The organism is Nocardioides lacusdianchii (genome assembly GCF_020102855.1).
In the GTDB taxonomy this organism is placed as follows: Bacteria; Actinomycetota; Actinomycetes; order Propionibacteriales; family Nocardioidaceae; genus Nocardioides; species Nocardioides lacusdianchii.
This window is the reverse complement of the sequence record NZ_JADHZD010000005.1, coordinates 333,973-357,938: the sequence shown is the minus strand read 5'-3', so window position 1 is coordinate 357,938 and position 23,966 is coordinate 333,973. Positions and strand designations below refer to the sequence as shown.

The window sequence follows — 23,966 nt, the reverse complement described above, 5'->3', positions numbered from 1 at the left end:
TTGGCAACGAGAGCGGGAGCCCCCATGCCACTGCAGTACCCCCTGTCCGCGATCGTCCCCTCACAGGCCGACGACCGCGACGACATGACCCTCGCGCTGGTCCTCACCACGATCTCCCCCGAGGTCGGCGGCGTCCTCGTGCGCGGCGAGAAGGGCACGGCGAAGTCCACCACCGTGCGCGCCCTCGCCTCCGTGCTGCCGCCGATCGAGGTGGTCGCCGGCGACCGGTTCTCGAGCCGGCCGGGCGACACGTCTCCAGATGGAGACTGGCCACTCGACGCCGAGACCGAGACGCGCCCCGCACGCCTCGTCGAGCTCCCCGTCGGCGCCACCGAGGATCGCGTGCTCGGCTCGCTGCACCTGTCCAAGGTGCTGGCCGACGGCGTCGCCGAGTACGAGCCCGGCCTCCTCGCCCGCGCGCACCGCGGCCTGCTCTACGTCGACGAGGTCAACCTCCTCCACGACCACCTCGTCGACCTGCTGCTCGACGCCGCGGCGATGGGCCGCTCCACCGTCGAGCGCGACGGCGTCTCGGTCGCCCACGCCGCGCGCTTCGTGCTCGTCGGCACCATGAACCCCGAGGAGGGCGAGCTCCGCCCCCAGCTCCTCGACCGCTTCGGGCTCACCGTCGAGATCGCCGCGCCACGTGATCCGAAGTTGCGCGCCGAGGTCGTACGCCGCCGGCTCGCCTTCGACGCCGATCCGGACACCTTCGTCGAGGCGTACGCCGACGCGGAGCGCGCGCTGACCGACCGCATCGCCGCCGCCCGCAAGCTGCTGCCCGAGGTCGATCTCACCGACGCAGTGCTCACCAAGGTCGCCGAGGTCTGCGCCGCCTTCGAGGTCGACGGGATGCGCGCCGACATCGTCACCACGCGTACGGCCGTCGCGCACGCAGCGTGGAACGGTCGGACCACCGTCACCCGGGCCGACATCCGCCAGGCCGCGCTGCTGGCGCTGCCGCACCGGCGGCGGCGGAACCCGTTCGACGCGCCGGGGTTGGACGAGGACCTGCTCGACGCGGTGCTCGGGGACGAGGAGCCGGAGCCCGAGCCGCCGCTTCCGCCGGAGCCAGAGGGTGAGGGGGACGGCGAGGGGGACTCCGAGGGTGAGGGTCTCGATACGCCCCCTCGTTCCTCGGGGGCTACTCGACCACCGAGTGAGGGAGACGGGGCTGATCGACCACCGAAGGAAGACGACCAGGGTCTCGATACGCCTCCTCGTTCCTCGGGGGCTACTCGACCAGCGATGGTCGCTGCTGCCGCGGACCCCTACAAGGTTCGCCGCTTCGAGGTCTCCGGCACGGGAGCGGGCGAGTCGGGCAAGCGGTCCCGCGCCCTGACGTCGAACGGGCGCCGCGCCGGTGTCGACCCGACGGGGCAGGGCGGGTTGCACCTCGTCGAGACGATCCGCGCCGCGGCCCCGCACCAGCTGGTGCGCGGGCGGACCGGTGGACGGCTCCGGTTCGAGCACGCCGACCTGCGGACCGCCCGGCGCGAGGGGCGCGAGGCCAACCTCGTCCTCTTCTGCGTCGACGCGTCCGGCTCGATGGCGGCGCGCAAGCGGATGGAGCAGGTCAAGACCGCGATCCTCAGCCTGCTGCTCGACGCCTACCAGCGCCGCGACAAGGTCGGGCTGGTCACCTTCCGCGGCGACGGCGCCGAGGTCGCGCTGCCGCCGACGCACTCGGTCGACATCGCCGCCCGGCGCCTGGCCGAGCTGCCGGCGGGAGGGCGTACGCCGCTCGCCGAGGGCCTGCTCACCGCGGCCGAGGTGCTGCGCGTCGAGGCGGTCCGGGACCCGAGACGGCGACCGCTGCTCATCGTGATCACCGACGGCCGCGCCACCCACGGCGCGGACGCCGTCGCGCGCAGCCGGCAGGCCGCACAGTGGATCGCCGAGCACCGGACGACCGCGGTCGTCGTCGACTGCGAGCAGGGCCCGATGCGGATGGGCCTCGCCGGCTCGCTCGCGCAGGCCATGCAGGCCACCCACCTGCCGATCGCCGACGTCAGCGCGAGCGCGTTGACGAGCCTGGCGCACGCCGCATGACCGCGCAGACGCTCAGCCAGGACCTGTACGACGTCATCGCCCGCCGACGCGACGTACGAGCAGAGTTCAGCGGCGAGCCCGTCGACCTCGGGGCGCTGCGCCGCGTGCTCGAGGCCGCCCACCACGCGCCCAGCGTCGGGCACACACAGCCGTGGGACTTCGTGCTCGTCTTCGACGACCAGACGCGAGAGGCGTTCGCCGAGCACGTCGAGACCGAGCGGCAGACCTTCGCAGCCCAGCTCGACGGCGAGCGCCGCGAGAGGTTCGAGCGGATCAAGGTCGAGGGCATCCGCGAGTCCGGCCTCGGCGTCGTCGTGACGTACGACCCCGACCGCGGCGGGCAGCACGTGCTCGGGCGCCACGCGATCGCCGACACCGGGCTCTACTCCACCTGCCTGGCCATCCAGAACCTCTGGCTCGCCACCACCGCGGAGGGCCTCGGCGTCGGGTGGGTGTCGTTCTACCGCGAGGAGTTCCTCGCCGACCTCGTCGGCCTGCCCGACGGCGTACGCCCGGTCGCCTGGCTCTGCCTGGGGCCGATCACCGAGCTGCAGGAGGTGCCGGACCTGGTCCGGCACGGCTGGCGCGGGGGCCGCACCCTCGACGAGGCCATCCACGTCGAGGGCTGGAGGGCCTGATGCCGCAGGGAGTGCCGACCACGATCCCCGACGACGGGCTGACCACGCGCGAGCGCCGCAACCGGCCCTTGATTGTCATCAATACAGGTCCCGGCAAGGGCAAGTCGACGGCCGCCTTCGGCCTGGCGATGCGCGGGTGGAACCAGGGCTTCAGCATCGGGGTCTTCCAGTTCGTGAAGTCCGCCAAGTGGCGCATCGGCGAGCAGACCGTGCTCGAGCGCCTCGGCGAGCTGCACGAGGAGACCGGCGAGGGCGGGCCCGTCACCTGGCACAAGATGGGCTCCGGCTGGTCGTGGTCGCGCAAGGCCGGCACCGAGGAGGACCACGCCGCCGACGCCGCCGAGGGCTGGGCCGAGATCAAGCGCGCGCTGGCCGAGGAGCGCCACGACCTCTACGTCCTCGACGAGTTCACCTACCCGATGAAGTGGGGCTGGGTCGACGTCGACGAAGTCGTCGAGACGCTCACCAGCAGGCCCGGCCGGCAGCACGTCGTCATCACCGGTCGCCACGCCGACCCGCGCCTCATCGAGGCCGCCAACCTCGTCACCGAGATGGGCCAGGTCAAGCACCCGATGGAGGTCGGCCAGAAGGGCCAGCGAGGCATCGAATGGTGAGACGAGCGTTGGCCCTCCCCCGGCTCATGGTCGCCGCGCCCGCCTCCGGCCACGGCAAGACCACCGTCGCCACCGGGCTGATGGCCGCGCTCGCCCGCGCCGGCCACACCGTCAGCGGCCACAAGGTCGGTCCCGACTACATCGACCCCGGCTACCACGCGCTCGCCACCGGCCGCCCCGGCCGCAACCTCGACCCGCACCTGGTCGGGGAGGAACGCCTCGTGCCGCTGCTGCTGCACGGCGCCGCCGGCGCGGACCTCGCCGTCATCGAGGGCGTGATGGGCTTGTACGACGGGCAGATCGGTGGTGACGGGTTCGCCTCGACCGCGCACGTCGCCGCCGTGACGCGTACGCCCGTGGTGCTGGTCGTCGACATCTCGTCCGCCTCGCGCACCATCGCCGCCACCATCCACGGCCTCCGCACCTGGGCCCAGCCGCCGGTCGACGTGGTCGGGGTGATCCTCAACAAGGCGGGGTCCGCGCGGCACGCCGACGAGGTCGTCCGGTCGATCGGCGACCAGCTGCCGGTGCTCGGGATCCTGCAGCGCGACGACGGCATCGAGGCGCCCTCGCGGCACCTCGGGCTGGTGCCGGCAGCCGAGCGGGCGGATGCCTCGGCGGCGCTCGACCGGTTGGCGGCGCAGATCGCGGAGCGGGTGGACCTGGAGCGGGTCGTACGCCTGGCGTCGGCGGCGCCGGGGCTGGAGGGGGCTCTCTGGGACCCGTACTCCTCGGTGGTTGAGGTGCGAGGAGCGCCAGCGACGAGCCTCGAAACCTCCGGCCGACGTGGTTTCGAGGCTCGCTTCGCTCGCACCTCAACCACCGAGGGGTCGGCTCGCACCTCAACCAACGGTGGGGCGAGGATCGCCGTCGCGGGCGGGCGGGCCTTCACCTTCCGTTACGCCGAGACGACTGCGCTGCTGGAGGCCGCCGGCGCCGAGGTCGTCGAGCTCGACCCCCTCACCGACACCCGGCTGCCCGAGGGCACGACCGGGCTCTACCTCGGCGGCGGCTTCCCGGAGATGCACGCCGCCGAGCTCGGGGCCAACGAGCGCCTGCGGCGCGAGCTGCGTACGGCGATCGCGCGGGGGCTGCCGACGGTGGCGGAGTGCGCCGGGCTGCTCTACCTCTGCGAGTCGGTGCGCGGGCCGGACGGGCCGGCGCTCCCGATGGTCGGCGCGATCGACGCGACGGCCGAGATGGCGCCGCGGCTCACGCTGTCCTACCGCACCGCCACGTCCCCCACCGACAACCTCCTGGCCCGCGTCGGCGAGGTCGTCACCGGGCACGAGTTCCACCGCACGCACCTGACGCGGGCGACGACGGGCGATCCCGCCTGGCTGATGCCGGACCCCGCCGGCGTCGCGACGGCCACCCTCCACGCGTCCTACCTCCACACCCACTGGGCCGGCCACCCCCAGCTGGCCGCGCGCTTCGTCGAGGCGGCTCGCACCCACCGGGGCCCGGACCTGCGTCACCACGGTGACAAGGACACCGGACCCGGGTTGGTCGACCTCGCCGTCAACGTCTTCGACGGGCCGCGCCCGAGGTGGCTCGACCGCGCGCTCGCCGACAGCCTCGCCGACGCCGACTCCTACCCCGACGCCACCGACGCCGAGGCCGCGGTCGCCCGGCGCCACGGACGCGACGCGGCCGACGTCCTGGCCACCGCCGGCGCCGCCGAGGCCTTCACCCTGCTCGCGCGACTGCGACCGTGGCGGCACCCGGTCGTCGTGCAACCGCAGTTCACCGAGCCCGAGGTCGCGCTGCGCACGGCAGGCCACACGGTCGGCCAGGTCGTCCTGCGGCACGAGGACGGCTTCCGCCTCGACCCCGACGACGTGCCTGAGGATGCCGACCTGGTGGTCATCGGCAACCCGACCAACCCCACCGGCGTACGCCACCCCGCCGCCGTCATCCGCGGCCTCACCGGACCGGGGCGGCTGGTCGTCGTCGACGAGGCCTTCCTCGACGACGACGTCGAGACGCTGGCCGACGAGCGCCACGACGGGATCGTGGTGCTGCGCAGCCTCACCAAGATCTGGTCGATCCCCGGCATCCGCGCGGGCTACGTCCTCGCCGCGCCCGACGTCGTACGCGCCCTCCGCGACCTCCAGACACCGTGGTCGGTCTCCGCGCCAGCCATCGCCGCGCTCCTCGCGACCAGCAGCGACGAGGCGCAGCACGAAGCGAGCGCGCGCGCAACAGAGCTCGAGCGGCGACGTCGGCACCTCGAGGACGGGCTGCACGACGTCGGCATCGAGACCGTGCCCAGCACCGCGCCGTACGTCCTCGCCCGCACCGGGGTCGGGAGCCGGAAAGCCCTACGGGACAGGGGTTTCGCGGTCCGGCGGGCCGACACGTTCCCCGGACTGAGCGACGAATGGGTCCGGATCAGCGCTCGCCGCGAGGCCGTCACCGACGACCTCCTGGGTGCGCTACGCTCCACGCACCCAGTCCTGAGGAAGCCGGTGGGAATCCGGCGCAGTGGCGCTACTGTGACATCGCTCAGCCACACCGAGCGGTGAAGTCAGACCCGACGGACTGGAAGTCACTCCCCATCAACCCGGGACGCTTTCATCCCGTAGGAGGAACACCATGGCGCATGCCATCTCCAGCTCCACCTCGTCCACCGTCACTCCGGCCGACCTCGCCATCCCGCTGCGGGAGCTCGCTCCCTGGCTGGTCCTCGGCACGCTCTTCGCGATGTCGGTCCTCGTGCTGATCAGCTCGGTCCAGGGCGCGATCACCATCCCCGAGGGCACCGCGATCCACGAGTGGGTCCACGACGGCCGTCACCTGCTCGGCTTCCCCTGCCACTGATCCACCGATGACCACCCGCACCTTCCTGGTGCACGGTCTCCTCGCCGGTCTCCTCGCCGGTGTCGCCGCGTTCGTCGTGGCGTACACCGTCGGGGAGCCGCAGGTCGACCGTGCCATCGCGCTCGAGTCCGCAGGCGCCACTGCAGACCACCACCACGAGGACGGGGCCACCGCCTCCGACTCCCACTCGCACTCCCACGACGACGCTGCCGTCTCCCGCGCCACCCAGTCGACGCTCGGCCTCGCCACCGGCACCCTCGCCATCGGCGTCGTGCTGGGTGGCCTGACCGGCCTGCTGTCCGCGGTCGGCCTCGGCCGTCTCGGCAGCCTCCGCCCCGCCGCGAGCACTGCTCTCGTGGCGCTGCTCGGAGCGGTGTCGTTCAGCGTCGTGCCGTTCCTGAAGTACCCCGCCACGCCACCCGCCGTCGGCTCCGGCGAGACGATCGACAGCCGCACCGCGCTGTGGTTCGGCTTCGTCGCCGTCTCGGTGCTCGGCGTGCTGGCCGCCGTCGCGGTCGCCCGCTGGGCGGCCCGCCGGTGGAGCGGGGTGCCGGGCACGATCGCCGGCGCCACGGCGTACGCCGTCGTGGTCGCCGTCGCCGCGCTCGCCTTTCCCAAGGTCGACGAGCTCGGCGGCTTCCCCGCGAGCATCCTGTGGGACTTCCGCATCTCGTCGCTGCTGACCCTGCTGGCGATGTGGGCGGTGATCGGCGCCGCCCTCACGGCGCTGGTCGACCGCACCTGGCGCCGGCAGGAGGCGGTCGAGGCGCAGCGCGCCTTCGCCGCCGCGCTCTGACATGTCGGTCGGGGTGAGCCGAGCACTCGGGATAGCGCTCGGCCACCTCGCCGACCGTCGCCTCGGCGACCCGCGCCGCGGGCACCCCGTGGCGATCTTCGGCAGCGCCGCTGCCGCCCTCGAGAGGCGCACGTACGCCGACTCGCGGGCGCGCGGCCTGCTCCACCTGGCCCTCCTGGCCGGGACCGCCGCGGGGGGCGGTCTCGGCCTGGAGCTTCGGACGAGGCACCACCCCGTCGCCCACACGCTCGTCACCGCGGCCGCGACGTGGACCGTGCTCGGCGGTACGTCGCTCGCCCGCGAGGCACGCGCCGTCCACCACCTGCTCGCCGACGACGACCTGCCCGGCGCGCGGCGACGCCTCACCCACCTCGTCGGCCGCGACACCTCGGTCCTCGACGAGGCGGAGGTCAGCCGCGCCGTCGTCGAGTCGGTCGCGGAGAACACCTCCGACGCCGTCGTCGCCCCGCTCGTCTGGGGCGCGCTCCTCGGCGTCCCGGGGCTGCTGGGATACCGCGCGGCCAACACCCTCGACGCGATGGTCGGCCACCTGGGCGAGCGCTACGGCCGGTTCGGCTGGGCGTCCGCCCGCTTCGACGACCTGCTCAACCTGCCCGGTGCCCGGCTCAGCGGTCTGCTCGCCGCGGCCCTCGCCCCCACCGTCGGCGGCCATCCGTCAGCTGCGCTGCAGGCCTGGCGTCGAGATGCCCACCGCCACCCCAGCCCCAACGCGGGCGTCGTCGAGGCGGCCTTCGCCGGCGCGCTCGGCGTACGGCTGGGGGGCCGCAACCACTACGCCCACGGCACCGAGGACCGGGTAGTCCTCGGCGACGGCCCACCTCCGGACCGCGCGGACATCGAGAGGGCCGTACGCCTCGCCGACGCGGTCGGCACCGGAGCCGTCGTCGTGGCCGTGCTCGTCGCGCTCAGGCGCTAGCGCTCAGGCGAACGGGTCCGGCAGCGCCCCCGGAAGCCCGGCCAGCAGCTCGCGCGCCCGGGCGGCGTCCTTGTGCTCCACCAGCACCTCGTACTTCGTCGCCACGACCTGGGTGATGGAGGAGAAGTCGCGCTGCCCACGGGTGAAGGCGTAGCCGATGAGCGCCCACACGAGGCCGAAGGTCGCGCCGATGAAGGCGGTGCTGAGCAGCACCTGCCAGAGGTTCTCCTCGGTGAAGAGCGCGAAGACAAGCCCGATGAAGATGCCGAACCACAGGCCGGACAGGATGCCGCCGACCGCGACCTTCGACCAGGTCAGTCGCCCGGTGACGCGCTCGATCCGCTTGAGGTCGGTGCCGACGATCATCAGCTGGTTGACGGGGAACTCCGCGTCGGCGAGGAAGTCGACGCTCTTCTGCGCCTTGGCGTAGTCGTCGTAGACCGCGAGCGACTGCGGGAACTTCAGCTTGAGCGGTGAGGCGGGGGTCAGGCCCGGGGTCGACATGCCCTCACGATACGACCCACGCCAGCGCCGCAGCCGCGTCCGGAGCCGTCTCCACACCGTCGACCTCCGCACGTCGACGCACGACCACGACCGGCACGCCGAGCTGGTCGGCGGCCGCCATCTTCGGCCAGGTGTAGGAGCCGCCGGAGTCCTTGGTGACGAGCACGTCGGTCGCGTGCTCGGCGAGGAGCTCGAGCTCGCCGGCGAGGTCGTACGGTCCCCGGTCCAGCATCACCAACCACGGTGCCGGCACCACGATCTCGGGCGGGTCGACGACGCGCACCACGGCCCGGTGGCCCGCCAGCGGGCCGACGAAGTGGTCGAGCGGCTGGCGCCCGACCGTCAGGAGCGGACGCCGACCCAGCGATGCTGCCAGCGTGGCGGCAGCGGCGTGGTCGTCGACCCAGTGCCACCCGTCCGCACCCGGGGCGTCGCCCCAACCAGGCCGGGCCAGGCGGAGCAGCGGCACGCCCGACGCGGTGCAGGCGGCGACGGCGTTGGCCGACATCCCCTCCGCGAAGGGGTGCGTCGCGTCCACGACTGCCGTGGCGCCGTGCTCGGCGAGCCACGCGCGCAGACCCTCGACCCCGCCGAAGCCACCCATCCGCACCTCACCGACCGGCAGGCGCGGTCGCTCGACCCGACCGGCCAGCGACGACACGAAGTCCACCCCCGCCTCGTCCAGCAGCACCGCCAGCTCGCGCGCCTCGCTCGTCCCGCCGAGCAGCAGCACCGTCATCGCGACGCCCCCGGCTCCAGCACCGGCATCGCGGCGGGTGCGCCCTCCCGTGCGAGCGAGAGCAGCGCGTCGAGGTCGAGGTGCTCCTCGGCGAGGTCGCCGAGGAGGTCAAGCCGCCGCTCGCGCTGCTCGGCGAAGCTCACGTCGGAGGGCTCGTACGCCACCCCGGCGGCCGCAGCGACCTCGGCGAGCAGCGCGCGACGCAGGTCGTCGCCCTCCAGGCTGCCGTGCCACATCGTGCCGAGGACGGCGCCTTCGCGCGCACCGCCGAGGAACTCCTCGCCGCCGTGCCGCGTGATCCGGCCGTGGTGGATCTCGTAGCCGTGGGCGTCGGCCCCCAGCGCCGAGCCGACCGGCAGCCGCAGCACCTTGTCGGCCCGGAAGGTCGTCGTCACGTCGAGCAGCCCGAGCCCTACCTCGTCGGCGCCGGCCACCCCCTCGACACCGGTCGGGTCGAGGATCCGCCGACCCAGCATCTGGAAGCCGCCGCAGATCCCGAGCACCGGCCTGCCGGCCGCGGCGTGGTCGAGCACGGCCCGGTCGAGCCCGCGCGCGCGCAGCCAGGCCAGGTCCGCCAGCGTCGCGCGGGTGCCGGGCAGCACGACGAGGTCCGCACCGGCGAGCGCCCGCGGGTCCGAGGCGAAGACCACGTCGACGCCCGGCTCGATGCCCAGCGCGTCGACGTCGGTGAAGTTCGAGATCCGCGGGAGGCGTACGACGGCCACCCGCAGCCGCGCCTCCTCCTCGCTCGCCCGCCGGCCGCTCAGGTCGAGCGCGTCCTCGGAGTCGAGCCACAGGTCCGGGTGCCACGGCAGCACGCCGTACACCTCGCGGCCGGTCAGCTCCCGGAGCTCGGCCAGCCCCGGGCGCAACAGGTCGACGTCACCGCGGAACTTGTTGACCACGAAGCCCGCGACCAGTGCCTGGTCCGCGGCGCCCAGCAGCGCCAGCGTGCCGAACATCGCCGCGAAGACGCCGCCGCGGTCGATGTCGCCCACCACCACCGTCGGGATCGCGCCGTGCTGAGCCAGCCCCATGTTGACGTAGTCGCCGGCCCGCAGGTTGATCTCCGCCGGGCTCCCCGCGCCCTCCGCCACGACCAGGTCGTAGCGGGAGGAGAGGTCGTCGAAGGCGGCGTACGCCGCGTCGCGCAGGTGGGTGCGGCCGCCGACGAAGTCCTTGGAGTCGATCGAGCCGCCGGGCCGACCCATCACCACGACGTGGCTGCGGCGGTCGCCACCGGGCTTGAGGAGCACCGGGTTCATCGCCGCCTCGGGCTCCGCACCCGCCGCGACCGCCTGGATCCACTGCGCGCGGCCGATCTCGACGCCCCGGCCGTCCGGGGTGGCGCAGACCATCGAGTTGTTGGACATGTTCTGCGCCTTGAAGGGGGCGACCTTCACGCCCCGGCGTGCGTACGCCCGGCACAGGGCGGTCGTCACGATCGTCTTGCCGGCGTCCGACGTCGTCCCAGCCACCAGCAGCGCGCTCACGGCGTCAGCCTAGGGGTGGGTCTCGATACGCTCGCTGGCGCTCGCTACTCGACCAGCGAGAAGGAGAGGACCCTGCGCAATCTTTACCTTCCAACTGTTTGATTCCGCGAACAAGCGGGCATGCTGGATGCTATGAGCAAGCTGATCTTCGACAACCGGTTCATCGCGGTCCTGTTCGTCGCGCTGCTCTTCGTGAACGCCTTCGCGATCCAGCGCGGCTGGTACGGCGCCTGACGCAGGGCCTCACCACCTGCATGACACGATCCCCGGGTGGCGACACCCGGCTTGAGATCTGACTGCGCCTCCTGCTTCGGGCTGTGCTGCGTCCTGCTGCCCTTCTCGGCCTCGGCCGGCTTCGGCGTCGACAAGCCCAGCGGGCGCGCCTGCCTCAACCTCCTCGACGACGACCGCTGTGGCATCCACGACTCCCTGCGCGAGAAGGGCTGGCCCGGCTGCACGGTCTTCGAGTGCTTCGGCGCCGGCCAGCAGGTCTCGCAGGTCACCTACGCCGGGGTGTCCTGGCGTGAGCAGGACAACCTGCCCGAGATGGCGGCCGTGCTGTCGGTGATGCGGCAGCTGCACGAGATGCTCGTGCACCTCCACGAGGTGGAGCGCCGCTCGCCGGACGAGGGCTCCCGCGCCGCGAGCACGGAGGTCGAGCAGCTCACCGCGGCCGACCCAGACACGCTCCTGCGGCTCGACATCGACGCCCTCCACGACCGGGTCGGTCGGCTGCTCGCCGAGGCCAGCACGCGCGTACGCCGCCTGTGGCCCGACGCCGGCGACCTCTCGCGCCAGGACCTGGCCGGTCGGCGCCTCGCCGGCGACCACCGCGGCTGGACCCTCCGCGCCTCCGTGCTGATCCGCGCGGACCTGCGCGACGCCGACCTCGACGAGGCCGACCTGCTCGGCTGCGACCTCCGCGACGCCGACGTACGCGGGTGCGACCTGTCCGGTGCGCTCTTCCTCACCCAGTCGCAGGTCAACTCGACCGCTGGTGACAGCACGACGAAGCTGCCTCCGGGACTGACGCGTCCCGGCCACTGGCCGGCCTGAGCGCTCACCGGGCGACCGGTGACGGGCGCGCATACTCATGCGGGGAGCCGCGGCGGTCCTCCAGACTCACGCCATGACCTCCAGCCCGTCCCCCGACACCTGGCAGCGCCCCGGCCTCCGCGCCGCCCTCCTCTACGCCGTCGCCGCCGGACTCCTCGGCACGATTGTGTCGAGCGTCAGCCGCCTCGAGCTCACCCGTCGAGCCGTCCCCACCGGCCGGCTGCCCGAGGGGCCCGTCATCGTCGTCGCCAACCACACGAGCTTCGCCGACGGCATCCTGCTCGCCCTCGTCGGGCGGCGGTTGGGCCGCTCCCTGCGACTGATGGCGACCGGCGGGGTCTTCCGCTCCGGACTGGTCGGCCCGCTGGCCAGGCGGCTGGGCTTCATCCCCGTGCTGCGCGGGACCGACGCGGCCGCGAGCTCGCTGGACGCCGCGGCGACCGCGCTGGACGCGGGCGAGGCCGTGGGGCTCTTCCCCGAGGGACGGATCACCCGCGACGCGCAGCACTGGCCCGAGCGGTCGCGGACCGGCGCGGTGCGCCTGGCGATCCGCACGGGCGCACCGGTGGTGCCGGTCGCCCTCGTAGGCGCCCAGCAGGTCGTGGGTCGTCGCGGGATCCTCGCCCGGCTGCTGCGCAACACGATCCTGCGCCCGCGCGTGCTCGTCGCCGTGGGCGAGCCCGTCGACGTACGCCGTCTCGCCGGCCTGGCCGACGGGGAGGCACCCGACGAGGCGACCGTGCGCCGGGTGGCCGACGAGGTGATGGAGCTGCTCGTCTCGCAGGTGGCCGAGCTCCGCGGCGAGCCCGCACCGCACCCGACCGGTGTCCCGGAGGAGGCGCTCACAGCCTGAGCAGATGCCTGAGTCGACTCAGGAGTAGCGGTGGCTCTTGGCGGCGTGGCCCTGCTCGCGCGTGCAGGTGCGACCGCTCATGTTGCGGTGGCCGCACAACTCCTCGGTCGGCGCGGGCTCGGTCGCCGGAGCGGCCTTCTTCGCCGCCGCCGGGGGCGCCACGGCTGCCTTCGGTCGGGCCGGGGCAGCCGCCGCGCGCTTCTGGGACTCGGCGTACTTGGCCTCGCGCATGGCCCGCAGGTTGTCCATCTTGCTCATCGTTCGCTCACGTGGCGACCCTAGTCCCCGGCACCGACACCGCGGGACAGCGAGGTCGCCCAGCGGGGTGTCTCAGCGGGGCCGGCGCCAGACCACGACCGACTGGCCGACGGACTGGTGCAGCACCGGGAGCTTGTTGGCCGGAGCCTGCATCGCGGCGCGCGCGGCCATCCCTCGGCGTACGGCGTCGAGCTCGGCGAGGAGCTCCTCGTTGCGGGCGCGCAGCGCGTCGAGCTGGTTCTCCAGCTCCATGATGCGGCGTACGCCCTCGATGCCGATGCCGGCGCTGGTCAGGTCGGCGATCTCGCGCAGGCGCTCGAGGTCGCGGTGGGAGTAGCGACGACCGCCACCCCCGGTGCGGCCCGGTGCGATCAGGCCCATCCGCTCGTAGGCCCGCAGCGTCTGCGGGTGCAGCCCCGTCAGCTCCGCCGCCACGCTGATGACGTAGACGGCGGCGTCGGGCGGGGGCGAGCCGAACGGGACGCTCATGCCTCGAAGAGTCCTTCGCGCAACGGCTTTCCGGCCATGGCCGCACGGTAGGCCTCGACGGCCTCGCGCGCAGTGTCGTCGAGCGACGACGGCACGCACACCTCGACGGTGGCCAGCAGGTCGCCCTTGGTGCCGTCTCGACGGGTGGCCCCCTTGCCGCGGACGCGGAAGGTGCGCCCGTTGGGGGTGCCGGCCGGGAGTCGCAGCGTGACGGGGGCGCCACCCAGCGTCGGGATCTTCACCTCGCCGCCCAGCGCCGCCTCGTCGAAGGACACCGGGACGTCGAGCGTGAGGTTGTCGCCCTTGCGACCGAAGACGCGGTGCGGGGTGACCTTCACCGTGACGAAGAGGTCACCGGCCGGTCCGCCGTTCTCCCCCGGCGCACCCTTGCCCTTGAGGCGGATGCGGGCGCCGTCCTTGACGCCGGCGGGGATGCGGGCCTGGATCGAGCGGGCCGAGGTGCCGCGACCGCTGCCGTGGCACGTGGGGCACGCCTCGTCGTAGACGAGCTGGCGCCCGCCGCAGGCCGGGCAGGTCTCGTTGATCGAGAACGCCCCGCCCGTGCCGGCCACCACGAAGCCGGCGCCCTCGCACTCGGGACAGATGTGCGGCCGGGTGCCCGGCTTGCCGCCGGTGCCCTGGCAGGTGGCGCAGGCGGTGTCGGAGGTGAGGCGCAGCGAGACCGTGACGCCGTCGAGGGCATCGGTGAAGCCGATCGTCGCGGTGCTCTCGACGTCGGCGCCGCGCCGCGCCCGCGGCTGCTGCTGCGTACGGGTGCGCTGGCCGCCTCCGAAGAGGTCGCCGAACATGTCGCCCAGCCCGCCCGACGCGCGGTCGCGCAGCAGGTCGTCCATGCTGAAGCCGCCACCGCCACCACCGCCGAAGCCACCGCCGCCCATGCCGGGGCCGAAGCCGCCGCGTGACTGCAGCGAGCGGAACTCGTCGTACTTGGCGCGCTTGGCCTCGTCACCCACGACGTCGTACGCCTCGGCGACGGCCTTGAACTTCTCGTGCTTGGCGTCGTCGCCGGGGTTGGAGTCGGGGTGGTTCTCCCGGGCCAACTTGCGGTAGGCCTTCTTGACGTCGGCGGACGACGCGTCCTTCTTGACGCCGAGGACCTGGTAGAAGTCCTTGGTCGCCCAGTCGTTGCGGAAGCCTTCGTTGTCAGCCACGGGTGAACCCCCTCTCGAACAGCTCGGTCATGCGTGGGACGGGTCAGGCGTCGGCCGGGTCGACGACCAGCACCTGCGCGGCGCGGACGACGCGCTCGCCCATCCGGTAGCCGCCCTTGGCGACGTGCTTGACGGTCGTCACCTCCACGTCCGGGTCGGCGCCGAGGTGGCTGAGCGCCTCGTGCAGCGTCGGGTCGAACGCGTCACCGGGCTCGCCGAAGCGGACCAGTCCTGCGCTCGCCACCACCCGCTCGAGCTGGTCCGCGACGGCCTTGAAGCCGCCGTCCAGCTCGCCGTGCTCGCGGGCCCGGTCGATGGTGTCGAGCACCTCGACGACCGGCGTGAGCGCCTTGAAGGCAGCGGCCTCGGCCACCAGCTGGCGGTCGCGGTCCACGCGCTTGCGGTAGTTGGCGTACTCGGCCTGGAGGCGCTGCAGGTCGTTGGTGAGGTCGGCGAGCGACCCCTTCATGGCGGCCAGCTCGTCCTCCTCGGTGTCGACGTCGGCGTCGGGGTCGACCGGACGCTCCTCGGCGGTGCCGGGGGCGTCGCCCGCGACGGCGTCGCCGGCGACCTTCTCCTCGACCTCGGTCTGCGACGGCGCCTGCCCGGCGACGTCACCGAAGCCGGAGCCCTCCGGAGAGGGAGCCGCGGTGGGCTCCCCCTCCGGGAGGTCGTGCGCCTCGGGGCCCTGGCCGGGCTCGTCGGGGCGATGGGTCACTTGGACTCACCCTCGGTGCTGTCGGTGCCGTCGGTGCCCTCGGCGGGCTCGTCGACGATCTCGGCGTCCACGACGTCGTCGTCGGACTCGCCCGTCGCGCCGGTGGCACCACCCGCAGCGGCCTGGTCGGCCTCCGCGGCGGCGTACATCGCCGCGCCCATCTTCTGGCTGGACTCGTTGAGCTTCGTGACGGCCGCGGTGATCTCCTCGGACGAGGCGTCCTCGCGGGCCAGCTCGGCCTTCAGCGCGTCGACGTCGGCCTGGACCTCGGTCTTCACGTCGTCGGGCAGCTTCTCGCCGTTGTCGGTGAGGAACTTCTCGGTCGTGTAGACGAGCTGGTCGCCCTGGTTGCGGGCCTCGACGGCCTCGCGACGCTTGGCGTCCTCCTCGGCGTACTGCTCGGCCTCCTTGACCATGCGGTCGATCTCGTCCTTGCCGAGCGCCGAGCCACCGGAGATGGTCATCGACTGCTCGCGGCCGGACGCCTGGTCCTTGGCCGAGACGTGCACGATGCCGTTGGCGTCGATGTCGAAGGTGACCTCGATCTTCGGCACGCCGCGCGGGGCCGGCGGGAGGCCGGTCAGCTCGAAGTTGCCGAGGGGCTGGTTCTGCGACCACATCTGCCGCTCACCCTGCGCGACCTTGATCTCCACCGACGGCTGGTTGTCGTCGGCGGTGGTGAAGATCTCCGACCGCTTGGTGGGGATGGTGGTGTTGCGCTCGATGAGGGTGGTCATCACGCCGCCCTTGGTCTCGATGCCCAGCGACAGCGGGGTCACGTCGAGCAGGAGCACGTCCTTGACCTCGCCCTTGAGCACACCGGCCTGGAGCGCGGCGCCGACGGCGACGACCTCGTCGGGGTTGACGCCCTTGTTGGGCTGCTTGCCGCCGAGGAGCTCGGTGACGACCTCGCTGACGGCGGGCATCCGGGTGGAGCCACCGACGAGCACGACGTGGTCGATCTTGTCGATCGCGACGCCGCCGTCCTTGAGCACGTTCTTGAACGGCGCCTTGGTGCGCTCGAGCAGGTCGGCGGTGAGCTTCTGGAACTCGCTGCGGGTCAGCTTCTCCTCGAAGTGGAGGGGGCCGGACTCGCCGTGGGTGATGTAGGGCAGGTGGACCGTGGTCTCGCTCGAGGAGGAGAGCTCGATCTTCGCCTTCTCCGCGGCCTCCTGGAGGCGCTGCTTGGCGATCTTGTCGGCCGCGAGGTCGACGCCGTTGGAGTCCTTGAACTTCTTGACCATCCACTCCACGACGCGGTTGTCCCAGTCGTCACCACCGAGGTGGTTGTCACCGGAGGTGGCCTTGACCTCGACCACGCCCTCGCCGATCTCGAGGAGGGACACGTCGAAGGTGCCGCCACCGAGGTCGAAGACGAGGATGGTCTGGTCCTCGCCCTTGTCGAGGCCGTAGGCCAGCGCCGCGGCGGTGGGCTCGTTGACGATGCGGCTCACGTTGAGGCCGGCGATCTCGCCCGCCTCCTTGGTGGCCTGGCGCTGCGCGTCGGAGAAGTACGCCGGCACGGTGATGACCGCGTCGGTCACGGTCTCGCCGAGGTAGGCCTCGGCGTCGCGCTTGAGCTTCTGCAGCACGAACGCGCTGATCTGCTGGGGGGTGAAGGTCTTGTCGTCGATGTCGACCTTCCAGTCCTCGCCCATGTGGCGCTTGACGGACCGGATGGTGCGGTCGACGTTGGTGACCGCCTGACGCTTGGCGACCTCTCCGACGAGCACCTCGCCGGACTTGGTGAAGGCCACGACGGACGGGGTGGTCCGGGCACCTTCGGCGTTGGCGATGACGGTGGGTTCTCCACCTTCGAGGACGGCCACGACGGAGTTCGTCGTGCCGAGGTCGATGCCGACGGCTCGAGCCATGGGGGTTTACCTCCTGCGTTGGATCCTGCGGATGAGAGCCATCCTGCCCAACTGAGGCCGGAGTGGCAAAACACTTGAGTCGATCTCACTCAACTCTGTTCATAGATCTCAACGCAGGGCGGCGCCGGATGTTCCCCGATCCGGACGTCAGTTCCGTGTGAGGTGGATCGCCCTAGGCTCGCAGGCATGATCCGGCACACCGTCGCCTTCCGGCTCCACCACGCCCCCGGCTCCGCGGAGGAGGCCGACTTCCTGGCCGCCGCCCGCGCGCTGGCCGACATCCCCGGCGTGGAGGCGTACGAGCAGCTGCGCCAGACCAGCACCAAGAGCGACTTCACCTTCGGCTTCTCGATGGAGTTCGCCGACCGGTCGGCCTACGACGGCTACAACGAGCACCCGGTGCACGCGGCGTTCGTCGCCGACCGGTGGGTGCCCGAGGTCGCCGACTTCCAGGAGATCGACTACACGCCGCTCTGAGCCCGTCTCAGCGGGTCCAGACGTACGGCGTCGTGGTGGTGACGGCGCGCAGCCCCGACCGCTCGAGGATCGGGCGCGACATGTCGGTGCAGTCGGAGTGGACCAGGCGCACGCCGCGCTCGATGGCGGAGCGGGCCCGCGCGGCGACGAGCGCGCGGTAGATCCCGCGCCCGCGGAACTCCGGGAGCGTCGACCCGCCCCAGATCCCCGCGAACTCCGTGCCCTCCACCGGCGTCAGCCGGCCACCGCACACCACCCGGTCGCCGACCTCGGCGATCCAGAACTCCGAGCTCCCGCGCTCCAGCTCGCGCATCGACGAGGCGATCGACGGGCCGCGCCCGCCACCGAAGACCGACTCCTGCGCGGCGAGCATGCGCGTCAGGTCGTCGACCGCGTCGGCGCCGGGCTCGATGCGGCGTACGACGACGGGACCCGCGGGGTTGTCGTCGAGGGGCACGTCGACCGCGAGCAGAGCGGCCTCGCCGATCATCACGGTCTCGACCGGCTCCGGGACCAGGCCGTGGGCGACGAGGCGCTCGCCGAGGTCGGCGGGCAGGTCGTGGCCGCGCGACTTCCACTCGAAGGACGCGACGTCGGTGTCGTCGCGGAAGTGCGCGACCGTGCGGGCGATCGCGTCGTCGAGCGCGGCCCCCTCCAGCCCGCCGAGGTCGCGGTAGGACACGAAGCCGCCGTGCTCGAACACCGCCCACAGCAGCGGGCCGTCCTCGACGACCTCGTGGGCGCGGGCCATCTCGGCATCGGTGCGCAGCTGCTCGTCGTACGCCGCCAGGAGGCCGTCGCTCGTCATGGCGCGCAGCCTAGGCGCCCGCCGACCGCCCCCGCCCCCGGTTTGTCGCGGGGCCCGATGCCCGGACCAGGGGAAGTTCAGGGTCGTTTCCGCTTCGCGATCGCGGTCGGAGGCCGCACACTTCTCCTGTGCTCCATCGGGGGAACCTGCGCCGGGTCGTCGGCGCCTCAGCCATCGCCGTGCTGTTCGCTGCCCTGATGGCGTTCTACGTCGCCGACCGCGCCGGTGCCGGCATGGGCCGCTGCCAGCAGCACCGCGCCGACGCCCGCGAGCGCGCCGCCATCGTGACCGGGGACGGCGAGCCGGTCCTGGTCATCGGCGACTCGTGGTCGGTCGGCCTCGGGCAGGACGACCCGGCCCGGTCCTGGGCGGCGGAGCTGCCCGGTGAGGTGCACGTGGCGGGCTTCTCCGGGTCCGGCTTCAGCGCCGGCGCGAGCGGGTGCGGCCGCGTGTCCTTCGCCGACCGCGCCTCCACCGCTCTCGACACCCGGCCGCAGCTCGTGGTCGTCGAGGGTGGGCTCAACGACTTCAACCAGCCGGCGGCGGCGATCGAGCGCGGCTTCCGGGACCTGATGGCCGACCTCGCCGGGCACCCGGTGGTGGTCGTGGGACCCGCAGCCGCTCCCAGCCGCGCCCACGCGGTGCCGCGCGTCGACGAGCTGCTCGCCGATCTCTCCGAGGCCTTCGGCGTCCCCTACGTCGCCACGAGCGACCTCGAGCTCGACTACCTCGCCGACCGGCTCCACCTCACCGAGGGCGGCCACGAGGAGTTCGGCGACGCGGTGGCCGAGCGGATCGCCGACGTCGACCCCACCCGGCCGGCGGTCCTGCGCGGCTGACCGGGTCTCGATAGGGCCGCTCGCTGGCGCTCGCGACCTACTCGACCACCGAGCGATCGGAGCGGCGGGTCTCACTCCGCCAGCCACGCCGCCCAGGCGTCGAAGGAGTAGGGGCGCCCGAGGAAGTCCTCGACCAGGTCGGCGGCGTCGCGGCGCCCACCCATCGCGAGCACCTTGTCGCGGTAGGCGTGCGCCACCTCGGGGGCGAAGAGGTCGGCCTCGTCGAAGGCGCTGAAGAGGTCCTTCGCGATCACCAGCGACCACATGTAGGTGTAGTAGCCCGAGGAGTAGCCGTCGAGGTGGCCGAAGGCGCAGTGCATGTGCGCCCCCTCCAGTGGCGGGAAGACCGAGTAGCGGCGCTGGAGCTCGTCGCCGTAGGCCGTGAGGTCGTCGTGCGGTCCCGCGTGGAAGTAGTAGGACCTGGCGGCGTACGCCATCTGCTGCGCGGCGTGGGTGCCCTTGCCGAAGTGGTCGGCACGGCGCATCGCCGCGACCAGGTCGGCCGGGATCGTCTCGCCGGCCTCGTTGCGGGCGAAGGTGGCCAGGACGCCTGCGTCCCAGGCCCACTCCTCGAGCATCTGGCTCGGCGCCTCGACGAAGTCCCACTCGGTGGCGACGCCGGAGAAGCGCGCCCACTCGCCCTGCCCGCCCAGCACGTGGTGCACGAGGTGGCCGAACTCGTGGAACAGCGTCACCACCTCGTCGTGCTCCATCAGCCCGCGGCTGAAGTTGCAGACCAGCACGCCCTCGGGCAGCTGCTGCCCGGCGATGCCGGTCACCATGTCGAACTGGGCGGCGTGCTTGAACTTGCCCTCGCGGGGGTGGAGGTCGAGGTGGATGCGCCCGATCCGTACGCCGTCGAGGCCGACGTCGTAGCTCGCGACGTCGTCGTGCCACGTGCCGGCCTCGGCGTGCGGGACCGGGGTCCACTCGAGGCCGAAGAGCCGGCCGGTGACGTCGAGGAGCCCCTGGCGTACCTGCTCGAAGGGGAAGTAGGTGCGCACGACCTGGCCGTCGACGTCGTACTGCTCGCGGCGCACGAGCTCGGAGTAGTAGCGCGAGTCGTAGGTCTCCACCGTGTCGGCGTCCGGCTCGTCCTGGCGCTTGCGCTCCAGCAGCACCGCGAGCTCGCGGCCGGCGCGCTCGAGGGCTGCGTCGCTGATGCGGTCGATGAAGTCGGCGACGGCGCGGCCCGAGCCGATCATCTTGACCTCGGTGTCGTAGTCGGGCCACGAGTCGTGGCCGAGCAGGGTGGCGGTCTCGCGCCGCACCGCGAAGAGGTCCTGGAGCACCTGGTCGTTGACCGGCCAGGCGACGTTGTTGGCCGCCAGCGACAGGTCGCGACGGGCCGCGCCGTCCGCGCCGAAGGTCATGAACGGCACCAGGTCGGGGTAGTCGGTGGTGATCGTGACCAGCCCGTCGTCGTCCGCGGCGTGGGCGGCGCGGTAGTCGTCGGGCAGCCCGGCGAGCCGCTCGGGCGCGAGCCGCACCGAGCGCACGTCGTCGCGGATGTGGCGGCCGAAGTCCTGCGAGAGCAGCACGCTGCGCTCGCTCAGCTCGCGCAGCCGCTCCCGGGTGGCCTCGTCGCGGTCGACGCCCGTGCGGCGGAAGTCGCGCAGCGTGTGGTCGAGCACCCGGCGGGCGTCGGCGTCGAGGGACTCGGCCCCGGGCGTGGCGGCGAGGTCGGCGAAGACGGCGTACAGGTCGCGGTCCAGGCCCAGCTCGGTGACGTACTTCTGCACCTCCTGGCCCAGCTCGTCGGCGCGGTCGCGGACCGCGGCGTCGGGGTGGACCTCGGCCCACAGCGCGACCGACCCGGCGTTGCCGATGGCGGTCTCGGCGGCGTTCCAGGCGCTCAGCACGTCGGCCGCGCCGGAGGCGGCCTTGACCTGCTCGACCCGGCGCCGCGCCTCGTCGAGCTGGCCCTCGCAGCGCGCGGCGACCCAGCCGAGCCAGTCACCCGCCCCGGGGAGGTCGATCGGCGCGGGCGGGGCATGGGTGTCGTGGGTCACCGGGCGAGCCTATGACGACCCCCTCGGGGTGGTCGTGCGGAATACCTCGCGCCGCGCCGCTGTAGGAACCCACATGACTGTTCCGAACATCGCGCTCCCCGACGGCACGTCCATCCCCCAGCTCGGCTTCGGCGTCTTCCAGGTCCCGCCGGAGGACACTGCAGCCACGGTGGTCCAGGCCTTCGAGGCCGGCTACCGCCACATCGACACCGCCCAGATGTACGGCAACGAGGCGGGCGTCGGCGAGGCGATCCGGACCTCCGGCCTGGCCCGCGACGACCTCTACGTCACGACCAAGCTCAACAACTCCTTCCACCGCCCCGACGACGCGCGTCGTGAGATCGACGCCTCGCTCGAGAAGCTCGGCCTCGACCAGGTCGACCTGTTCCTCATCCACTGGCCGCTGCCGACGCAGTACGACGGCGACTTCGTGCAGACCTGGCGGGCGCTCATCGAGGCCCAGGAGGCCGGCAAGACCCGCTCGATCGGCGTCTCGAACTTCCAGCCCGCCCACCTCGACCGGATCGTCGAGGAGACCGGTGTGGTGCCGGTCGTCAACCAGGTCGAGGTGCACCCCTTCTTCTCCAACGAGGACGTGCGCGCGGCCAACCAGCGTCACGGCGTGCTCACCGAGGCGTGGTCACCCATCGCCAAGGGCAAGGTCATGGACGACGACACGATCGGCGAGATCGCCTCGCTCGTCGGGCGTACGCCTGCCCAGGTGACCCTGCGCTGGCACGTGCAGCGCGGCGACATCGTCTTCCCGAAGTCGATGAACGCCGACCGGATGCGCCAGAACTTCGAGATCTTCGACTTCGAGCTGGAGCCGACCCACATGTCGGCGATCGACGAGCTCGACCGCGGCGAGGAGGGGCGTACGGGCCCGAACCCGGACACCTTCGACTGGATCCCCTGAGCCAGACCGGCCACACCGCTGGTCGAGGAAGGCGCCCTGCGCCTGCCACGAGACCCGGTTTCGTGACGGTCGCTGCGCGACCTCCTCAACCAGCGGTGCGGGCTGTTGAGAGGATGGGCCGGTGACCTCGGGGACCGAGCAGGAGTTCCGCTTCCGCGACATCTGGCTCGTGGCGTACGGACCCTCGATCGTCTCCGCGATCGGGCACGGCGCGATCATGCCGGTGCTCGCGCTGCGGGCCCGTGACCTCGGCGCCGACGTCAGCACGGCTGCCTTCATCGTGGCGCTCACCGGCGTCGGCATGCTCCTGGCGAGCCTGCCCGCCGGGGCACTGGTCGCGCGGATCGGCGAGCGGCGCGCGCTGGTGGCGGCCGGCTTCGTCGACGCGGGAGCGATGGCGTTCGCTGCGCTCACCGACTCCGTCCTGGGCCTCGCGCTCGGCGTGCTGCTGAGCGGGGTGTGCTGGACGCTGTTCCTCATCGCGCGGCAGGGCTTCATGATCGACGTCGTCCCGGTGACCCACCGCGCGCGGGCGATGTCGCTGCTGGGTGGCTCCTACCGCATCGGCGTGCTCATCGGGCCGCTGATCGGCGCCGGGCTGATCCGGCTCACCGACCTCACGAGCGTCTTCTGGCTCGGCGCGGTGATGTCGGTGCTCGCCTCCCTGCTCGCGGCCACGATGCCCGACCTGGGCGAGGAGAAGCGTGCCCACGCCCGCTCGGCCGGCCACCTCGGTGTGTGGACGGTCATCGCCGCGCACCGTCGGGTGCTCGCCACGCTCGGGTCGGCGGTGGTCATCCTCGGGATGAGCCGCTCGCTGCGGCTGAGCCTGCTGCCGCTGTGGGCCGACCACATCGGGTTGTCGGCGTCCACGACCTCGCTGATCTTCGCCGGCGCCGCAGCGCTCGACGTCGCCTTCATGTGGCCGGGCGGCTGGCTGATGGACACCCGTGGCCGGATGGTCGTCGCCGTCCCGGTCGTGCTGTCGATGGCTGTGGCGTGCCTGCTGCTGCCGCTGGCCGCCTCGGCGCTCGGGGTCGCGCTGGTGATGGCGTTGATCGCCGCCGGCAACGGCCTCGGCTCCGGCATCGTGATGACGCTCGGCGCGGACGCCTCGCCCGACGAGGGCCGCTCGCAGTTCCTCGGCGCGTGGCGGCTGTGCGGCGACATCGGCAACACCGGCGGGCCGCTGCTGGTGGGCGCCGTCGCCGCGGTCGCACCGCTGGCCACCGCCTGCCTCGTGGTGGGCGCGCTGGGCGTGGCCGGGACCGGGTGGGTGGGCCACTGGACCCGTCGCGTGGACCGCGACCGGGAGGCTGCGGTCAGCCGACCGTGACGGTGACCTCGTTGGACACGACCTCGGAGTCGGTGTCGACGACGCGGAACTGGTTGGGCCCCGTGCGGCCGGTCAGGACGTACGTCGCGAAGCTGCCGCCGCTGACCGACACGGTCACCGGGAAGTCGATCCACGCGCCGTCCTCGAGGCGCTGCACCTGCAGGATCGCGCCCTCGCCCGACTGGTAGGTCCCGGTCAGGTCGATCTGCTGCATCGGGCTCACCGACTGCCGGCTGGTGGTCAGCGAGAGCGCCTCGACCGGCGCCTCCGACGTCGGCTCCCCCTCGGTCGGCTCGACCGGCTCCTCCGGCGCGGGCGCCGTGGTGCCGGTGTCGCTCGGACGGGGCAGGTTGAAGGTCGCGGGCGCCTCCTCACCGGAGCTCGCGCTCGACGTGCCACCGATGCCGGTGGCCTGGACGCCGACCATCACGGCGAGCCCGCCCAGCAGCCCGATGACCACGGCGACGCCGACCAGGGCGAGGAGCCCGGTCAGGACGGGACGCTTCTCGGTGTCCATGGAGACCTTTCGACCGCGGGGTGGGAGCACCGCCATTGTCCGGGA

24 protein-coding genes are annotated in these 23,966 nt (G+C 72.8%); 13 read left to right on the top strand and 11 right to left on the bottom strand.

What is annotated here, in order from left to right:
• The first annotated feature begins 24 nt into the window (after positions 1-24).
• The 7 genes from IRX98_RS10185 (at position 25) to IRX98_RS10155 (ending at position 7,860) form a co-directional block, all read left to right on the top strand.
• Positions 25-2,052: a VWA domain-containing protein gene (locus IRX98_RS10185; protein WP_224276376.1), complete on the top strand. Its 2,028-nt coding sequence runs from the start codon at positions 25-27 to the stop codon at positions 2,050-2,052.
• Positions 2,049-2,690, top strand: a complete 642-nt coding sequence (gene bluB, locus IRX98_RS10180) for a 5,6-dimethylbenzimidazole synthase (RefSeq protein ID WP_224276374.1) — start codon at positions 2,049-2,051, stop codon at positions 2,688-2,690. Before IRX98_RS10185 ends, bluB begins: the two co-directional genes overlap by 4 nt.
• Positions 2,690-3,304, top strand: coding sequence for a cob(I)yrinic acid a,c-diamide adenosyltransferase (cobO, locus tag IRX98_RS10175; RefSeq protein WP_224276372.1), 615 nt, complete (start codon positions 2,690-2,692; stop codon positions 3,302-3,304). Before bluB ends, cobO begins: the two co-directional genes overlap by 1 nt.
• Positions 3,298-5,832 (top strand): bifunctional hydrogenobyrinic acid a,c-diamide synthase/histidinol phosphate aminotransferase CobBC, encoded by a 2,535-nt coding sequence (cobBC, locus tag IRX98_RS10170; RefSeq protein ID WP_372456066.1) that lies wholly within the window; start codon positions 3,298-3,300, stop codon positions 5,830-5,832. Before cobO ends, cobBC begins: the two co-directional genes overlap by 7 nt.
• Before the next feature lie 70 nt (positions 5,833-5,902).
• Complete coding sequence (locus tag IRX98_RS10165) at positions 5,903-6,127, top strand: CbtB domain-containing protein (RefSeq protein WP_224276368.1); 225 nt, start codon at positions 5,903-5,905, stop codon at positions 6,125-6,127.
• A gap of 7 nt (positions 6,128-6,134) precedes the next feature.
• A complete protein-coding gene (locus tag IRX98_RS10160) occupies positions 6,135-6,923 on the top strand; it encodes a CbtA family protein (protein WP_224276366.1) in 789 nt (262 codons plus the stop codon).
• A gap of 13 nt (positions 6,924-6,936) precedes the next feature.
• Positions 6,937-7,860: a cobalamin biosynthesis protein gene (locus IRX98_RS10155; RefSeq protein WP_308044644.1), complete on the top strand. Its 924-nt coding sequence runs from the start codon at positions 6,937-6,939 to the stop codon at positions 7,858-7,860.
• Between the two features lie 3 nt (positions 7,861-7,863).
• Here the strand turns inward: IRX98_RS10155 and IRX98_RS10150 are convergent, their stop codons facing one another.
• The 3 genes from IRX98_RS10150 to IRX98_RS10140 are packed head-to-tail and all read right to left on the bottom strand — an operon-like array spanning position 7,864 to position 10,596.
• Positions 7,864-8,364: a YflT domain-containing protein gene (locus tag IRX98_RS10150; RefSeq protein WP_224276362.1), complete on the bottom strand. Its 501-nt coding sequence runs from the start codon at positions 8,362-8,364 to the stop codon at positions 7,864-7,866.
• A 4-nt stretch (positions 8,365-8,368) separates the two neighbouring features.
• Entirely contained in the window at positions 8,369-9,103 is a 735-nt protein-coding gene (locus tag IRX98_RS10145; RefSeq protein ID WP_224276360.1) for a cobalt-precorrin-6A reductase, read from the bottom strand.
• Positions 9,100-10,596: a cobyric acid synthase gene (locus tag IRX98_RS10140; protein ID WP_224276358.1), complete on the bottom strand. Its 1,497-nt coding sequence runs from the start codon at positions 10,594-10,596 to the stop codon at positions 9,100-9,102. The genes IRX98_RS10145 and IRX98_RS10140 overlap by 4 nt, the downstream gene beginning before the upstream one ends.
• Before the next feature lie 270 nt (positions 10,597-10,866).
• On the opposite strand from IRX98_RS10140, the gene IRX98_RS10135 reads away from it, so the two are divergent.
• Both IRX98_RS10135 and IRX98_RS10130 read left to right on the top strand, forming a co-directional pair.
• Positions 10,867-11,652 (top strand): pentapeptide repeat-containing protein, encoded by a 786-nt coding sequence (locus IRX98_RS10135; protein WP_224276356.1) that lies wholly within the window; start codon positions 10,867-10,869, stop codon positions 11,650-11,652.
• A 73-nt stretch (positions 11,653-11,725) separates the two neighbouring features.
• Positions 11,726-12,505, top strand: a complete 780-nt coding sequence (locus tag IRX98_RS10130; protein ID WP_224276354.1) for a lysophospholipid acyltransferase family protein — start codon at positions 11,726-11,728, stop codon at positions 12,503-12,505.
• A gap of 18 nt (positions 12,506-12,523) precedes the next feature.
• Here IRX98_RS10130 and IRX98_RS10125 read toward each other — a convergent pair whose 3' ends face one another.
• The 5 genes from IRX98_RS10125 to dnaK all read right to left on the bottom strand — a co-directional run bounded on the left by IRX98_RS10125 (position 12,524) and on the right by dnaK (position 17,016).
• Positions 12,524-12,763 carry a hypothetical protein gene (locus IRX98_RS10125; protein ID WP_224276352.1) on the bottom strand — a complete coding sequence of 80 codons (240 nt, stop codon included), beginning with the start codon at positions 12,761-12,763 and terminating at the stop codon, positions 12,524-12,526.
• A 72-nt stretch (positions 12,764-12,835) separates the two neighbouring features.
• Positions 12,836-13,252 carry a heat shock protein transcriptional repressor HspR gene (locus tag IRX98_RS10120; protein WP_224276350.1) on the bottom strand — a complete coding sequence of 139 codons (417 nt, stop codon included), beginning with the start codon at positions 13,250-13,252 and terminating at the stop codon, positions 12,836-12,838.
• Positions 13,249-14,424: a molecular chaperone DnaJ gene (dnaJ, locus tag IRX98_RS10115; RefSeq protein WP_224276348.1), complete on the bottom strand. Its 1,176-nt coding sequence runs from the start codon at positions 14,422-14,424 to the stop codon at positions 13,249-13,251. The genes IRX98_RS10120 and dnaJ overlap by 4 nt, the downstream gene beginning before the upstream one ends.
• A gap of 43 nt (positions 14,425-14,467) precedes the next feature.
• Complete coding sequence (grpE, locus tag IRX98_RS22630; RefSeq protein ID WP_224276346.1) at positions 14,468-15,142, bottom strand: nucleotide exchange factor GrpE; 675 nt, start codon at positions 15,140-15,142, stop codon at positions 14,468-14,470.
• Positions 15,139-17,016 carry a molecular chaperone DnaK gene (gene dnaK / locus IRX98_RS10105; protein ID WP_224276344.1) on the bottom strand — a complete coding sequence of 626 codons (1,878 nt, stop codon included), beginning with the start codon at positions 17,014-17,016 and terminating at the stop codon, positions 15,139-15,141. The genes grpE and dnaK overlap by 4 nt, the downstream gene beginning before the upstream one ends.
• 186 nt (positions 17,017-17,202) lie before the next feature.
• Here dnaK and IRX98_RS10100 point away from each other — a divergent pair, with 186 nt between their 5' ends.
• Complete coding sequence (locus IRX98_RS10100) at positions 17,203-17,493, top strand: Dabb family protein (protein WP_224276342.1); 291 nt, start codon at positions 17,203-17,205, stop codon at positions 17,491-17,493.
• 7 nt (positions 17,494-17,500) lie between these two features.
• Here IRX98_RS10100 and IRX98_RS10095 read toward each other — a convergent pair whose 3' ends face one another.
• A complete protein-coding gene (locus IRX98_RS10095; protein WP_224276340.1) occupies positions 17,501-18,301 on the bottom strand; it encodes a GNAT family N-acetyltransferase in 801 nt (266 codons plus the stop codon).
• A 128-nt stretch (positions 18,302-18,429) separates the two neighbouring features.
• Here IRX98_RS10095 and IRX98_RS10090 point away from each other — a divergent pair, with 128 nt between their 5' ends.
• Positions 18,430-19,140 carry an SGNH/GDSL hydrolase family protein gene (locus IRX98_RS10090; RefSeq protein WP_224276338.1) on the top strand — a complete coding sequence of 237 codons (711 nt, stop codon included), beginning with the start codon at positions 18,430-18,432 and terminating at the stop codon, positions 19,138-19,140.
• Positions 19,141-19,211: 71 nt separating this feature from the next.
• Here the strand turns inward: IRX98_RS10090 and IRX98_RS10085 are convergent, their stop codons facing one another.
• Entirely contained in the window at positions 19,212-21,152 is a 1,941-nt protein-coding gene (locus IRX98_RS10085; RefSeq protein ID WP_224276336.1) for a M3 family metallopeptidase, read from the bottom strand.
• 73 nt (positions 21,153-21,225) lie between these two features.
• Here IRX98_RS10085 and IRX98_RS10080 point away from each other — a divergent pair, with 73 nt between their 5' ends.
• Both IRX98_RS10080 and IRX98_RS10075 read left to right on the top strand, forming a co-directional pair.
• On the top strand, positions 21,226-22,068 hold the full coding sequence (locus IRX98_RS10080; RefSeq protein WP_224276334.1) for an aldo/keto reductase: 843 nt from the start codon (positions 21,226-21,228) through the stop codon (positions 22,066-22,068).
• A gap of 121 nt (positions 22,069-22,189) precedes the next feature.
• Positions 22,190-23,404, top strand: coding sequence for an MFS transporter (locus IRX98_RS10075; protein WP_224276332.1), 1,215 nt, complete (start codon positions 22,190-22,192; stop codon positions 23,402-23,404).
• Here IRX98_RS10075 and IRX98_RS10070 read toward each other — a convergent pair.
• Positions 23,391-23,921 carry a hypothetical protein gene (locus IRX98_RS10070; protein WP_224276330.1) on the bottom strand — a complete coding sequence of 177 codons (531 nt, stop codon included), beginning with the start codon at positions 23,919-23,921 and terminating at the stop codon, positions 23,391-23,393. The two genes, IRX98_RS10075 and IRX98_RS10070, sit on opposite strands and share 14 nt — an antisense overlap.
• Positions 23,922-23,966 lie beyond the last annotated feature (45 nt).

Bases quoted from the DNA above. Each gene is read 5' to 3' on its own strand.
- dnaK (WP_224276344.1), bottom strand. From the start codon at position 17,016: ATGGCTCGAGCCGTCGGCATCGACCTCGGCACGACGAACTCCGTCGTG.
- bluB (WP_224276374.1), top strand. From the start codon at position 2,049: ATGACCGCGCAGACGCTCAGCCAGGACCTGTACGACGTCATCGCCCGC.
- IRX98_RS10125 (WP_224276352.1), bottom strand. From the start codon at position 12,763: ATGAGCAAGATGGACAACCTGCGGGCCATGCGCGAGGCCAAGTACGCC.
- IRX98_RS10130 (WP_224276354.1), top strand. From the start codon at position 11,726: ATGACCTCCAGCCCGTCCCCCGACACCTGGCAGCGCCCCGGCCTCCGC.
- cobO (WP_224276372.1), top strand. From the start codon at position 2,690: ATGCCGCAGGGAGTGCCGACCACGATCCCCGACGACGGGCTGACCACG.
- IRX98_RS10120 (WP_224276350.1), bottom strand. From the start codon at position 13,252: ATGAGCGTCCCGTTCGGCTCGCCCCCGCCCGACGCCGCCGTCTACGTC.
- IRX98_RS10145 (WP_224276360.1), bottom strand. From the start codon at position 9,103: ATGACGGTGCTGCTGCTCGGCGGGACGAGCGAGGCGCGCGAGCTGGCG.
- cobBC (WP_372456066.1), top strand. From the start codon at position 3,298: ATGGTGAGACGAGCGTTGGCCCTCCCCCGGCTCATGGTCGCCGCGCCC.
- IRX98_RS10185 (WP_224276376.1), top strand. From the start codon at position 25: ATGCCACTGCAGTACCCCCTGTCCGCGATCGTCCCCTCACAGGCCGAC.
- IRX98_RS10165 (WP_224276368.1), top strand. From the start codon at position 5,903: ATGGCGCATGCCATCTCCAGCTCCACCTCGTCCACCGTCACTCCGGCC.
- IRX98_RS10160 (WP_224276366.1), top strand. From the start codon at position 6,135: ATGACCACCCGCACCTTCCTGGTGCACGGTCTCCTCGCCGGTCTCCTC.
- IRX98_RS10080 (WP_224276334.1), top strand. From the start codon at position 21,226: ATGACTGTTCCGAACATCGCGCTCCCCGACGGCACGTCCATCCCCCAG.
- IRX98_RS10070 (WP_224276330.1), bottom strand. From the start codon at position 23,921: ATGGACACCGAGAAGCGTCCCGTCCTGACCGGGCTCCTCGCCCTGGTC.
- IRX98_RS10150 (WP_224276362.1), bottom strand. From the start codon at position 8,364: ATGTCGACCCCGGGCCTGACCCCCGCCTCACCGCTCAAGCTGAAGTTC.
- IRX98_RS10095 (WP_224276340.1), bottom strand. From the start codon at position 18,301: ATGACGAGCGACGGCCTCCTGGCGGCGTACGACGAGCAGCTGCGCACC.
- IRX98_RS10100 (WP_224276342.1), top strand. From the start codon at position 17,203: ATGATCCGGCACACCGTCGCCTTCCGGCTCCACCACGCCCCCGGCTCC.